At 53.9% G+C, this 12570-nt stretch carries 12 protein-coding genes and 1 riboswitch; of the genes, 2 read left to right on the forward strand and 10 right to left on the reverse strand.

Going from position 1 to position 12570, the window contains the following annotated elements:
• Positions 1 to 272: 272 nt before the first annotated feature.
• From BLQ17_RS03490 to BLQ17_RS03525, 8 genes are all read right to left on the reverse strand, one after another.
• Positions 273 to 785, reverse strand: coding sequence for a YgjV family protein (locus BLQ17_RS03490; RefSeq protein WP_092219843.1), 513 nt, complete (start codon positions 783 to 785; stop codon positions 273 to 275).
• A gap of 129 nt (positions 786 to 914) precedes the next feature.
• The gene (locus BLQ17_RS03495) at positions 915 to 1943 is read right to left on the reverse strand and encodes a hypothetical protein (protein ID WP_092219845.1); all 1029 of its coding nucleotides are present in this window, start codon (positions 1941 to 1943) and stop codon (positions 915 to 917) included.
• 152 nt (positions 1944 to 2095) lie between these two features.
• Positions 2096 to 3136, reverse strand: a complete 1041-nt coding sequence (locus BLQ17_RS03500) for a Glu/Leu/Phe/Val family dehydrogenase (RefSeq protein ID WP_092219847.1) — start codon at positions 3134 to 3136, stop codon at positions 2096 to 2098.
• Positions 3137 to 3178: 42 nt separating this feature from the next.
• Positions 3179 to 3748: a 2-oxoacid:acceptor oxidoreductase family protein gene (locus BLQ17_RS03505; RefSeq protein WP_092219849.1), complete on the reverse strand. Its 570-nt coding sequence runs from the start codon at positions 3746 to 3748 to the stop codon at positions 3179 to 3181.
• Positions 3741 to 4493 (reverse strand): thiamine pyrophosphate-dependent enzyme, encoded by a 753-nt coding sequence (locus BLQ17_RS03510; protein ID WP_092219851.1) that lies wholly within the window; start codon positions 4491 to 4493, stop codon positions 3741 to 3743. The genes BLQ17_RS03505 and BLQ17_RS03510 overlap by 8 nt, the downstream gene beginning before the upstream one ends.
• On the reverse strand, positions 4490 to 5554 hold the full coding sequence (gene vorB / locus BLQ17_RS03515; RefSeq protein WP_092219853.1) for a 3-methyl-2-oxobutanoate dehydrogenase subunit VorB: 1065 nt from the start codon (positions 5552 to 5554) through the stop codon (positions 4490 to 4492). Before vorB ends, BLQ17_RS03510 begins: the two co-directional genes overlap by 4 nt.
• On the reverse strand, positions 5547 to 5795 hold the full coding sequence (locus BLQ17_RS03520) for a 4Fe-4S dicluster domain-containing protein (RefSeq protein ID WP_092219855.1): 249 nt from the start codon (positions 5793 to 5795) through the stop codon (positions 5547 to 5549). The genes vorB and BLQ17_RS03520 overlap by 8 nt, the downstream gene beginning before the upstream one ends.
• Positions 5796 to 6022: 227 nt before the next feature.
• The gene (locus BLQ17_RS03525) at positions 6023 to 6598 is read right to left on the reverse strand and encodes a helix-turn-helix domain-containing protein (protein ID WP_092219857.1); all 576 of its coding nucleotides are present in this window, start codon (positions 6596 to 6598) and stop codon (positions 6023 to 6025) included.
• 215 nt (positions 6599 to 6813) lie between these two features.
• Between BLQ17_RS03525 and BLQ17_RS03530 the strand changes: the two genes are divergently transcribed.
• Positions 6814 to 7287 (forward strand): YkgJ family cysteine cluster protein, encoded by a 474-nt coding sequence (locus BLQ17_RS03530; protein ID WP_092219859.1) that lies wholly within the window; start codon positions 6814 to 6816, stop codon positions 7285 to 7287.
• 35 nt (positions 7288 to 7322) lie between these two features.
• On the opposite strand, the gene BLQ17_RS03535 is transcribed toward BLQ17_RS03530, so the two are convergent.
• Positions 7323 to 8204 (reverse strand): HesA/MoeB/ThiF family protein, encoded by an 882-nt coding sequence (locus BLQ17_RS03535; RefSeq protein ID WP_092219861.1) that lies wholly within the window; start codon positions 8202 to 8204, stop codon positions 7323 to 7325.
• Between the two features lie 221 nt (positions 8205 to 8425).
• On the opposite strand from BLQ17_RS03535, the gene BLQ17_RS03540 reads away from it, so the two are divergent.
• Positions 8426 to 9304, forward strand: coding sequence for a hypothetical protein (locus BLQ17_RS03540; protein ID WP_092219863.1), 879 nt, complete (start codon positions 8426 to 8428; stop codon positions 9302 to 9304).
• Positions 9305 to 9343: 39 nt separating this feature from the next.
• Positions 9344 to 9531, forward strand: a riboswitch (cobalamin riboswitch).
• A 197-nt stretch (positions 9532 to 9728) separates the two neighbouring features.
• On the opposite strand, the gene acnA is transcribed toward BLQ17_RS03540, so the two are convergent.
• The gene (gene acnA, locus BLQ17_RS03545; protein WP_092219865.1) at positions 9729 to 12494 is read right to left on the reverse strand and encodes an aconitate hydratase AcnA; all 2766 of its coding nucleotides are present in this window, start codon (positions 12492 to 12494) and stop codon (positions 9729 to 9731) included.
• Positions 12495 to 12570 lie beyond the last annotated feature (76 nt).

The raw sequence follows: 12570 nt of genomic DNA on the forward strand, positions 1-12570 counted from the left end.
GTCCTATCAGGATACAACCGCTTTTGTCAAACATCAATACTGTTTTATTATTTAATTTATTACTGTAAGATAGCCGGCAGATATCTTACCCCCGGCTGTGGCGCAGGCGAATTGCGGTTATAAGTTCCCGTCCTTCCACCGATGGCCAGCAGATGAGCTTTAGCTTTGGCCAGGGCCAGGTTGCGGCCGGATGGAAGAAGACGGGAAGAGGCGGCCAGGGGATGATCAAGATCGATGACGGCTGCACTCCGGCAGACCCGGTCTGACCTGGGTTAAAGGCCAAACGCCCGGTTCGGGGTACGGATATAGTAGCGAAAATAGCCCACCAGGTTAGAGCCCAGAAAGATGCACTCCATGATCACTGCCGCCGGGGAACCGGCCAGGAAGTTGTGGATCAGCCAGAAAGTGGTGGCGACCATCATGAGTCGGCGCAGCTGCTTGTCTTCCCTGCTGAAGGAGGCGATGGTGCCGAACACAGCTCCGGAGCAGCTGAGGATCGACAGCATTCCCTCAAAAGTCAGGAGTGAGGCGACAACGGCTGCGGAAATAAAAAGCGCCATGCACAGCTTCGACGTTGTAAACAGGCTGATTGCAAATCGGCCTGCGGCGAGCATGCCGAGCAGGGCAGCGGTCCAGTGGCCAAGGCAGGCGAAGTGGACGGCAATCAAGATGCATGATATCAGCAGACAGCAGACAATATGTGCTTTCTTTTTAAACTGGAAAGACACGATGTCGGTGCAGATGGCGATTCCGACAAGAATTTGTGACAGGGTAAACAGGGTCATTGTCCGGCTGGATTGATAAAGGTTAGGAATATATATGGAACGCTCAGTATACAGTGCTTGTTAGGGACTGTCCATGTGAAAATAGCGGCGGGTCTGAACTTTTCCCGTCCCGCCCACCGTTCACGACAATCAGCTGGCCATCAGCTGGTGGTCGCGGTATTTTTTTTCTGCCACGATATCTTCCAGGAATTGCTGGTCGGAACACAGGCATAGGACCTGATATTTTTCAGCGGTGGTGCGGATCAGGTCGAGCAGCTCGTCCGGCGCCAACAGGTCAGGGCTGTTGTCAAGGGGTGCCAGAAGGAAAATCGGCTCACCACCGTTTTGACGCTGCGACGTCCTGACTCCCATGTCGATCATTTTTTTTATCCGGTCAATTGGCGACGCCTTATGGCCGCCGGGTAACGTGCACCAATCATTGTCACTGCGAGGGAGGAAGGGCGGCCCTGACCGGGCTGACAGGCAGGAGTCGTCAATATATACCAGAAGAGGCAGCCGGCGGTAGACTATCTCCCTGGCCCGCTGAAAGTGACCATGTCGCATGGCCGACTCCTGGAGTGCGGTGATATCGACGGAAAAATTTTCGGCGCAATTGTTTTTCAGGCCGGTAAGCAGTGCTGTAAGTGAATCGGCGAGTTGGTTTTTTATCCGGTCGCCCGGACGCAGGTTTCTGGTCAGAGCGTGCAGTGTCGCTCCGGTTTCAGGTGCTGCCGGACCAATCTCCTCGATGAGTTTTTGAACCTCTTCCGCCATGGAACTCCAGCGGACCGACGAGGCGAGTTCAACGAAATTGAGCCATCGGCTGCAGTCGACTCTTCTTCCCACCTCTATCCTGTCGATTTCGTAGAGCGGCGGGCTGATGGCGCCGAGTTCTCTGGCCAGGCCGGGCCCGCCATCGAAGATCCCTATGGCGACTGTTCTTTTTGCCGGAACCACTTTTCGCTTATGTCCCCGCCAGCTGGTGGTTGCGGCAAGGTCGGCAAAAGGTCTTACGGTATCACAGCAATAGGGAGGATTGAGGGTCTGCAGCGCCTGGAAAAAACGCACCCCTTCTGCTGGGTCGGTGAAATAAAAAAGATTCAGTTTACCGCTCAACTCGAACCAGCGGGATTGGATTACCGGGTGGAGCCCCCTGGTTCTCGCCTGAAGAAGTTTCATCGTTATTTTCCCGTGATACGGCGCCGCACTCAAGCTTTGTCCTGGCTCAAGGCGCGGCGGTCCGGACAGTTTTTTGAAGAGGGGCCGCACCTGAAAGTATAAGAACTGTCCGCCGGAGGTGCCACGATCTTGGCAACAGCTGTGTCTGTTTTTCAGGCCGCAGCTTTCAGGGAGAACAGCTGTTCGGCCCTGAGGTCGGCGATCACCGCCGGAGGTAGGCCGCGCTTCTTCGCTTCCCTGAAGATATCAAGCATTGTCTTCTCGATTTGGGCGGTGATGTGCATCGCTTTTTCAGGATCGTAGCTGCCGCCCAGTTCACAGCTTATGTTGATCACCCCGCCGGCGTTTGCGGCATAATCGGGGGCGAAGAGAATCCCCCTTTTCAGCAGCCGGACTCCGTCCTGGTCTTCTTCGAGCTGGTTATTGGCACTTCCGGCCACGATTGGGCAGGCCAGCTTCGGGATGGTGTTGCTGTTCAAGATTCCCCCCATGGCGCATGGGGCGAACACATCGCATCTGGTACTGTAGATCCGGTCCGGAGCTACCCTTGTAAAGGTGAGATCCTGTGCAAGCCGGTCAAGGTTTGCGTCGTTGATATCGGCGGCGATAATGTTGCACCCGTCGCAGCCCAAGAGCCTGGCCAGGCGGCTTCCAGTTTCGCCAACACCCTGGATTGCCACCGTCAGCCCCGTCAGGCTGTCTCTGCCAAGCCTGAACCTGACGCTCGCCTTTATCGCGCAATAGACGCCATAGGCGGTAAACGGGCTCGGGTTTCCGCTGGCGCCGACGGTTGCGACATGGCTGGTCTGCTGTTTTATTACTGTCATATCCTCAAGGGTTGAGTTGACATCCTCGGCGGTGATGTAGCGTCCGTCAAACGTTTCCACAAAATCGCCGAATGCCCGGAAAAGAGCGGTCCTGTCCACTTTTTCAAGATCTGTTTTGATAACCCCCTTGCCGCCGCCAAGGGGGAGTTTGGCCAGTGCGTTTTTATAGGTCATTGCCCGGCTTAACCGGAGCACGTCGGTAAGCGCATCCTTTTCAAATTCATAATTCCATACCCGGACGCCGCCAAGTGCCGGGCCCCGATTGGTGTTGTGAATGGCGATAAAGCCGACGAAACCGAGTTCCTTGTTGTCGCACCTGACGATCTCCTCATACCCTGCCGCATCAACCCTTTTGTAGATGTTCATGGTTTCTGCCTCCCGTCAACCGGTTGAATCCATGGTTCGTGGTCAGGCCGCCGCCAGTTTGGGACCGTGACCAAGGACCGCTTTTTGGCCAAGCTCCAGTGCCCGTCTGTTGAGGTCGATGAATTTTTTCGGTTTTTCGCCGAACACTTTGGGCAGTGCACTGATAATGCTTTTCTCGGTAACCGCCTGGGTCAGGGCAAGGTAGGCCCCGAGCATCACGATATTGGCAGCCTGCTGATTGCCGCACTCTCCGGCAAGTTCGACCGCGGGAATGTAATATACGTTGACATCCTTGCGCGTGACCCTGCGGTTCACCAGGGAGCTGTTCACCAGGATTATTCCCCCGGAGATTACGCTTTTTTCGAATTTAATAAGCGACGGGGTGTTCATGATAACGGCGGTGGTCGCGTTTGTCGTGACAATCGGGGAGCCTACCTCTTTCTCCGAGAGGACCACGCTGCAATATGCGGTTCCCCCTCTCATTTCCGGTCCATAGGAAGGGATCCACGATACGTGTCGTTCTTCACTCATGCCGCCGTAGGCAAGCAGCTGCCCCAGTGACATTATTCCTTGTCCGCCGAATCCGGCACAGAGTATTCTTTCGTTAAACATCACGCGTTTCCTCCTGAGATCTGAATGTTCCGAGCGGATAGTAGGGGATCATGTTTTCTTCCAGCCACGTCATGGCGTCAACCGGGGATAATCCCCATCCGGTCGGACAGCTGGAAAGTACCTCGATCAGTGAAAAACCACGGTTTTCCAGTTGGTACTTGAAGCCCTTTACAATAGCCTTTTTCGCCTGGACTATGGCTTTGGGGTCATGTACGGAAACCCTGGCAACGTAGGTTGCACCGGGAATCTGTGCCAGCATCTCCGAAATTCTGATGGGCATCCCCGTGTGTGAGGTGTCCCTCCCCTGGGGAGCGGTTGTCGCCACCTGGCCAGGGAGAGTCGTCGGCGCCATCTGGCCCCCGGTCATGCCGAAGATCGCGTTGTTTACAAAAATAGTGGTTATCTTCTCACTGCGGTGTGCAGCGTGGACTATTTCACCGGTGCCGATGGAGGCGAGGTCGCCGTCACCCTGGTAGGTGAACACAACTTTGTCCGGCTGGGTCCGCTTTATGCCGGTGGCCACCGCCGGAGCACGGCCGTGGGCGCATTCGACCATGTCGACCTTGAAATAGTTATAGCAAAGAATTGAACAGCCGACCGCCGCACAGCCGATGGTTGATCCCAGGATATCAAGCTCGACGAGGGTTTCCGCCACCAGCTTATGAATGATGCCGTGACTGCAGCCGGGGCAGTAATGGGTTTCCCGGTCGGTCAAGCCTTTTGATTTGGTGTAGATCAGGTTCATTGACAACCTCCTGCCAGAATATTTTTGGCGTGGTCGGCGAGTTCTTCCGGAGTCGGGATGATGCCTCCGGGACGGCCGTAGTGGGTTACCTGGATTTTGCCGTTGACCGCCAGCCTTACATCATCGATCATCTGGCCGCAGTTCATCTCGGTTGAAAGGATATGCCTGCAGCGGGGCGGCAGAACGTTGAACGCTTCCACGGGAAACGGCCACAATGTCTTGACACGCAGCAGACCCACCCTGACGCCTTCATGGCGAAGTTGGTCCACGCTGTTTTTCAGAATTCGTCCCACGGAGCCGTAGCCGCAGAATATGAGTTCGGCTTCGCTTATCCGGTATGTTTCGTATCGGCTCTCACTCTCCCTGATCCTCATGAATTTTTCCTGAAGCCGCAGGTTGATCTGTTCCAGGTCGCAGGGGTCAAGGGCCAGGGTCTTGATGGTGATCGGGGGCCGGCGATTGTCGTGGCCTACCGCCGCCCAATCTTTTTTTACCGATTGTTGGGGTACCTTGCTGGGCATTGTTACCGGTTCCATCATCTGTCCAAGCATGCCGTCGCTGACGATAAATACCGGGGTACGATACCGTTGTGCCAGCTCGAACGCGTCGATCATCATCTCCGCACTTTCCTGGGCGGTGGAGGGGGCAAGGGCAATAATGGAATAGTCGCCGTTTCCCCCTCCTCTCGTCATCTGGAAGTAATCGCATTGCGAAGGCTGGATTGTCCCGATCCCCGGACCGCCGCGCTGCACGTTTACAATTACGCTTGGCAGTTCGGCCGCCGCGAGCAGGGAGATGCCCTCCTGCATCAGGGCGATTCCCGGGGAGGACGAGCTGGTCATGGGTCTGCCGCCCGCTGCCGCAGCGCCGTACACCATATTGATCGCCGCAATTTCGCTTTCCGCCTGCAAAAAGATCCCGCCGGTTTTGGGCAGTTCCCGGGCAAGAAATTCGGGAATTTCGTTTTGCGGGGTGATGGGGTAGCCGAAAAAGTGGGTGCAGCCTCCCAATATTGCTCCTTTGGCAAGAGCCTCGTTTCCCTTCATGAGCGATTTAGGCATGGCATACCCTCCGCTGTTTTTCGGCCCGCCACACCGTTATTACCGAGTCCGGACACATGAGCGCGCAGAAGCCGCACCCCTTGCACTTCTTAGGATATTTTATTTTTGCGGGAAAATAGCCTTTTATGTTGACTGTCGTTTCGTCCTGGGTGAGAAGCTCAAGCGGGCAGACCGCCACACAAAGACCGCATCCCTTACACCGATCAGTTTCAATTTGGGTTGAGCCTTTTGGTTCTGTCATGATGCACCTCCTGTATTGAGGGGGGTCGATCGTCTTTTGCTCAGGCTATATTTAATTATACAAAAATTATTTTTATACAGTCAAACATACGGGGGAAAACGGTAGGGGCAAAATGCCGCTGACGTTCTTGTCTTTTTGCTAGAAACAAGACAAAGAACCGGCAATGGAAGTCGGCGAAAAAAAAGAAAAAGAGATGAATGCTCGAGTGTTGGGAGGAGCTTTTCGTCCTAGTCGGGACGGTAAATAACCACGAGAGTGATCACAGTTCCGCCAACCCCCCTGTATCCATGGGGGAGAGAGGAATCGAAGTAGAGGCTGTCGCCCTGGTTGAGGGTAACCGTCGTTTCGCCGCGGTGAAATTCGAGGGTGCCGTTGAGCACGTAGAGAAATTCCTCCCCCCGATGGTTGTTGTAGACGATATCTTCGGCAGCCCGTTCTTCCATATGGACGATGAACGGTTCCATCATTTTCTCTACTTTCGGATATGCAAGGGGTTCGTACTGATAGCCGATTTGCGAAACGTGCGGTCCCTTGGCGATGCCGGTACGGTCTTCTCTTCTTACCACAACGATGTCGCGGTCCGGTTCTGATTCTTTGAAAAAAAAGCCGATGCCGACACCAAGGGCAGAGGATATCTTTAATAAAGTAGCAATGGGCGGAGTGACCAGGTTGTTTTCTATCTGGCTCAGGTTGGGTTTGGAAAGACCGGTAAGATCGGCGAGGTCCTGCAGGGTCAATCCTCTTTTATTTCGTAATTTCCTGACCTGACTGCCAAGGTCAAGGGAAACGAGGGCATGGTTCATAACCGGATGGGCATCTGCTTGAAGTTGTCTATAAGCCGGCAACAGCGGGACACGATTGTACCAGCTGCAGTAATACTACAAAATGTCGAATAATCCAATTATTCTTTGTCCCCCTTTTTTCACCTGATGGTTGAATAAAATCCTGTTATAAGGGGTGTGTTTGAGTTTATCATATCCATTCAAGACCCGGTCTGTTGCGAACAGGGAGCCCGTAGATGGGTGTGGCCGGTTGGGGGGCGGACTCTTGCTTGAAGGCAAGGACGACAGACAGGAGAAAACGGGACAACCATGTCATGACTTATGAGAACGGAAAAACCGGCGGAGCAGGAAAGAACAGGAGGTTTTGCAATTATTGTCCGGGGTTCTGCTGCTATCGCCTGCCCGGCGCCACCCTTTATCTCGATGGCGACGATATAAACAGGATCGCCAGACACTTCGGGATAGAGGACGGTGAGGTTCGAAAACGTTATCTTGAAGGCAGAAACACCTTCAAGACAGACGAACACGGGGCCTGTGTCTTTCTGCTTGACGGCAGGCTGAGCAAGCGCTGCTCCATCCATACGGCAAGGCCCCGGCAGTGCCGCGACTTTCCCTACCAGGACCCGTGTCCCTACCTTGAAAGAGTGGACCTGCTGGAGGAAATATATCCGCGGGTTGAGGCCAACTTGAAAAAACACGGGGTCAGTTGACAGGTCCCGCTTTTTTCCGTTCTCGGGACAGCTTATCAGGTACTGCTGCCGGCGGGTGGCGGGAAATGAAAAATTTCCGCCGTATGATCTTTTATGTCGGTGACCAGCAAACTGTTTCGCAGCTGAGATTTTTTATCCAGCAGCAGCGAAACTGTCTCGGCGCATTCCACCGCGGCCATATATACCGCAGCAAATGGCAGTGTCCCAAGCGACGCTTCTATCCCCCGCGAAGGAGCATCCTCTTTTTTGCCGTAGATGGCCTGCAGCCCCTGATCTGTCGGGAATACCACGGTTGCCTGGCCGCAGGTTCCCCCGATGGCGGCGGAAACCATTGGGATTGAGAGTTCACGGCAACACTCTTCGAGGATAAACCTGTCGCGGATGGTGTCAAGACAGTCGATTGCAAGCTGTGAGTCGCCAAGCAGTTCCCCGCCGTTTTTAGCGGTGAAAAATGTCTCATGGGACGTGACGCGAACCGCAGGATTGATCGCCTTCACCCTCTGGGCGGCAACTTTGGCCTTGGCAATGCCGAGGAATTCGCTGGAACTGAGCAGCTGGCGGTTGAGATTGCTCTCATCAAAACAGTCGCCGTCGACCAGAGTGATGTTGCCGACCCCGATTCTGGCAAGGATTTCGGTGACCGCTCCGCCGAGGCCGCCAAGACCTATAATGGCTATCTTTGACATATGCAGCTGCAGCTGCTGCTTGCAGGAAAGCGCTTTTTGATTTCTGCTGTAGCGCTCCGGCAGAATGGAATCTTCAAGGCCAATCTGCTCAACGCGAAAAAGCGACTGTTCTGTTGCGGCGGCAATGTGTCTGGCGTCTTCGAGCGAGATGGCGGTGTAGCGGCTCTGGTCCGGTCTGGTCCGCTGTGTGGCTTTTTCGTTGAGAAGCTTTAATGTCTGATTGGATTTCATTACCTGTTGTTTCCTGGTGCGGTAGGTGGCATTAATTATTGTTTCCCCAGTCGCCCAATCTTGGCCGGTGCAACCTCTTTTGTCAAGGTGCGGCGGACAGGCACGATCTTATTGGCCATGGTGAGCAACAATTTGCAAGTCAGCAGCCATTGTAGTATAAATTGCGCAGAAAGCAGAGGGGGATTGTCCTCTGTAGTAAATTGAAACTTCGGACTGATCAAATGAACAACGAAAACGGAAAAAAGAAGAAAAGTTTGTTGGATAGAATCCGCAACAGGAAATCCAGGCAGGAGGTCGCCGCGACGGCACAGGAGAGTGAAGGTTCCAGTGGCGAAATCGGGCAGATGAAAAAAGAGTTTGAGGCTGTGAAAAAAAATCCCGGTCACCTTACCGGATGGGATTTTGACAGGGCCTTCGATTTTATAGAACGATATCCGGACAGCCATGAGGCTGAAATCCTGATTGGTCAGATGTATGCAACCAGCGGGCAACTGCTCAAGGGGTTAAGTTACGAAAGTGCCGTGAAAGTACTCGACCGCATGCCCGGCCACGCGGGAGCCGACGCCATCATAAGGGGAATGTACAAAATCGAGAGTGACTATATCAGGGAACTGCGTTCCGATGTTATCGCCTATATGCTCAAGGTGATACCGGATCACCCCCTGGCTGACGACCTGACCCGGGCACTTGCGGTGAAGAACCTGACCAATGCCTATGATTTTGTAACCTCCAATCCGGACAATGTCTATACCAGGGATGTTATCAGGGCAATGTTCGACCGTGATCCCAATATTTCCGTGCTGCTTCTTCAGGAGAAGATGGATCACAGCTGTGTAGAGGCTATTTTCGAGGGTATCTACAACATCACTAAAAGCGAGGATATCGAAAAACTGACGCCCAATGCGATCATCTATATCCTGGAGGTGGCACCGGACCATCCGAAGGCTCTGGCGATGATCGATGTGCTGGTGGAAGACAACTATGTCAAGGCTTATGAGTTTGCCAAAAGGCATCCCGGTCATGCCTTGTATGAAGAGATGAAGCAGCGGGTGGTCAAGCGAAAGCCGGAGCTGGGACAAATATTCGATTTGAAAAAATAGCGATAAAGTTCACTTGACTACTTTGTCACGTTATGCTAATAATAACGCCATAGTTCAGATGCTCGTAGAGAGCTTTTAAGGGAACCCGGTGAGAATCCGGGACGGGCCCGCCGCTGTGACCGGGGACGAACGTTGCAACGAGCCACTGTTGACTGAAAGTCGACGGGAAGGCGCAACCAGTAGAGAGAGCCGGGAGTCAGAATACCTGTCTGGACAACTGAAGCAGCAGTTCATCGAGGATGGTGAGGTGATGCGCGATTATTCGTGGAAAAAAATGGGAATCCCCGAATCAATAGAATGTATTGATTCGGGGATTTTTTTTTACAGGCCGGCAGGGGGACCTGTCCACACTATGTCGAAAATGTCTCCGGGAGTCTTGCCCGCTCCTCCTTTTCAACCGACATAAGGTGGACAGGACCTGTTTTCAGGCCTTGTTTTGTGCAAGCATCTGCCGCAACACATAGGGCAGGATGCCGCCGTGTTCAAAATAGGATACATCAACCGATGTATCCAGCCGCGCAATCACCTCAAAGGACGTGACCTTTCCGTCTCTCCCCGTTGCCGTAACCCGCAATTTCTTTCTCGGGACCATATTGTCGAGCCCTGAAATATCAATTGTCTCACTGCCGTCAAGGCCGAGTGAGTCGATATCTGTGCCGCTTGGGAAAACAAGGGGGAGTACCCCCATGCCGACCAGGTTGTTGCGGTGGATTCGCTCAAAGGATTCGGCAATCACCGCTCTTATTCCCAGCAGGTTGGTGCCCTTGGCGGCCCAGTCCCTTGATGATCCGGTACCGTATTCCTTGCCCGCAAAAACCACAAGGGGTGTCTTTTCAGCCAGATACTGCATTGCGGCATCGTAACTGAACATCTCGGTTTGTGCCGGCATTTTCAATGTAAAAGCACCTTCTTTGGGTGCGACCATTCGATTTTTGATACGTATATTTCCGAAGGTCCCGCGCATCATCACTTCGTGGTTTCCCCTTCGCGACCCGTAGGAATTGAAATTTTCCTGCGTCACACCGCGTTCGGCGAGATAACTGCCGGCAGGATAGTTTCTGGCTATTGCTCCGGCCGGGGAAATATGGTCAGTGGTGACGCTGTCTCCGAGCAGGAGCAATATTTTCGCTCCCTGTATGTCGCCAATGGGGGCGGGGACCCTGGAGAAATTGTCGAAATAGGGGGGGCGCTTGATATAGGTGGACTCTGGGTTCCATGCATAGGTGGTGCCTTCGTTCACCGCAAGTTTATGCCAGTGGCTGTCGCCTGTGAAGATTTCTTTGTACTCGGTGATAAACGCCTGGCTGGTGACATGCGTGCTGACCAGTTCTGCAATGTCGCTGTTTTGAGGCCATAATTCCTCAAGGTATACCGGCTCTCCGTTTGGATCCCAGGAGAGCGGTTCGCAGCTGAGGTCAACGTCGATCCTGCCGGCCAGGGCAAAGGCGAGAACCAGCATCGGCGACGCGAGAAAGTTGGACTTTATCTGCTGATGTATCCTCGCCTCGAAATTCCTGTTGCCCGAGAGAACCGCGGCGACGTTGAGTTCGTGTTTTTCAATGGCATTTGCAAGTTCTGGGTTTAACGGGCCGGAGTTGCCGATACAGGTTGTGCAGCCGAATGCGGCAATATGAAATCCCAGTGCCTCGAGATAGGGGGTGAGGCCGCTGTTGTCGAGATAATTGCTCACCACCCTTGAGCCGGGTGCAAAGGAAGTCTTTACATAGCCGGGAACCCTGAGTCCTCTTTTTACTGCCGCTTTGGCCATAAGTCCGGTGCCGATCAATACATGGGGGTTGGAGGTGTTGGTACAGGAGGTGATGGCGGCAATGACCACGCTGCCGTCTCCTATTTTTACCGGCTTACCGTTCATCACTATCTCTATATCGCGCTTGGCCGCGGCGTGGCAGGACTCCTTCCGGGTGGTTTCGCAGCCGGATTCATCGATAAAGGTGGAGACCTGTTCGACCCTGGTGTCGCGCTCATATCTGCAGCCGAGGATATCGCCAAACGCCTGTTTCATGGCGGACAGCGGGATACGGTCCTGGGGCCGCGCGGGACCGGCCAGGGAGGGTTCCACGCTGCCGAGATCAAACTCAATCACCTGGCTGTATTCGATATCCCCTGAATCGTCGTAGAACAGGCCGCAACTTCTGGCGATACCGTCGGTTAGCGCCGCTTCCCTGTTTCTTCCGGTCAATTTCAGGTAATCTATGGTTTTCTCGTCGATCGGGAAAAAGCCCAGGGTCGCGCCATATTCCGGAGTCATGTTGGCGACGGTGGCCCGGTCGGGGATCGAGAGGTGCTGCATGCCCGGTCCGAAATATTCGACAAATTTTTCCACCACGTTGACCTGCCGAAGAAGCTGTGTCAGCGTTAGTACCAAGTCGGTGGCGGTGATGCCCGCTTTGAGCTCGCCACTGAGCCGTACCCCGACAACTTCGGGAATCGACATGTAGTAGGGTTGTCCCAGCATAACCGCTTCGGCTTCAATTCCGCCTACGCCCCAGCCCATAACCCCGATGCCGTTGATCATGGTGGTGTGGGAATCGAGCCCCACGACAGTGTCCGGGTGGGCCACGGTAATCTCTTTGTCCTCTACGGCCATCTTGCAGGTGATGGTTACCCGTCCCAGATGCTCCAGGTTTACCTGGTGACAGATGCCGGAGTTCGGCGGCACTACACGAAAATTGTCAAAGCTGGACTGGGCCCACTTGAAAACGGTGTAGCGTTCGCCGTTGCGGTCGTATTCCTTGGTCACGTTACCGCTCAAGCTGGCGCTGGTTCCTGAAAAATCGACCTGTACCGAGTGGTCGGCTACCAGTTCAACCGGTACCAGGGGGTTGACCACCGCCGGGTCGCCGCCCTGATCCCTGACCGCATCCCGCAGTGCAGCAAGATCCACCACTGCGGGCACGCCGGTGAAATCCTGCATCAGCACCCGAGCCGGGTGGTAGGGAATCTCCACCGGGCTGTCGTAGCTCTTCTGCCAGTTGGTGATGTTTTGCAGGTCCTGTTCGCCGACGATTTTATCATCATATTTGCGCAGCAGGTTTTCCACCAGGATCCTGATTGTATAGGGGAGTCTGTTTATATTTCCAAAGCCCTGTCCGGTCAGTCGGGTTATGTCGAAGAAGCTGACGGAGGTGTCGTCAATCTGCAGCTTGTTGAGAAAAGAGAGTTTGTCCATGAGAGCCTCGCAATGAAATTATGTGATGAATGAGGGAGAACCGTATTTGCTGATAATGTATAATGGTAAATATTCT

It is taken from the genome of Desulforhopalus singaporensis (genome assembly GCF_900104445.1).
Taxonomy (GTDB): domain Bacteria; phylum Desulfobacterota; class Desulfobulbia; order Desulfobulbales; family Desulfocapsaceae; genus Desulforhopalus_A; species Desulforhopalus_A singaporensis.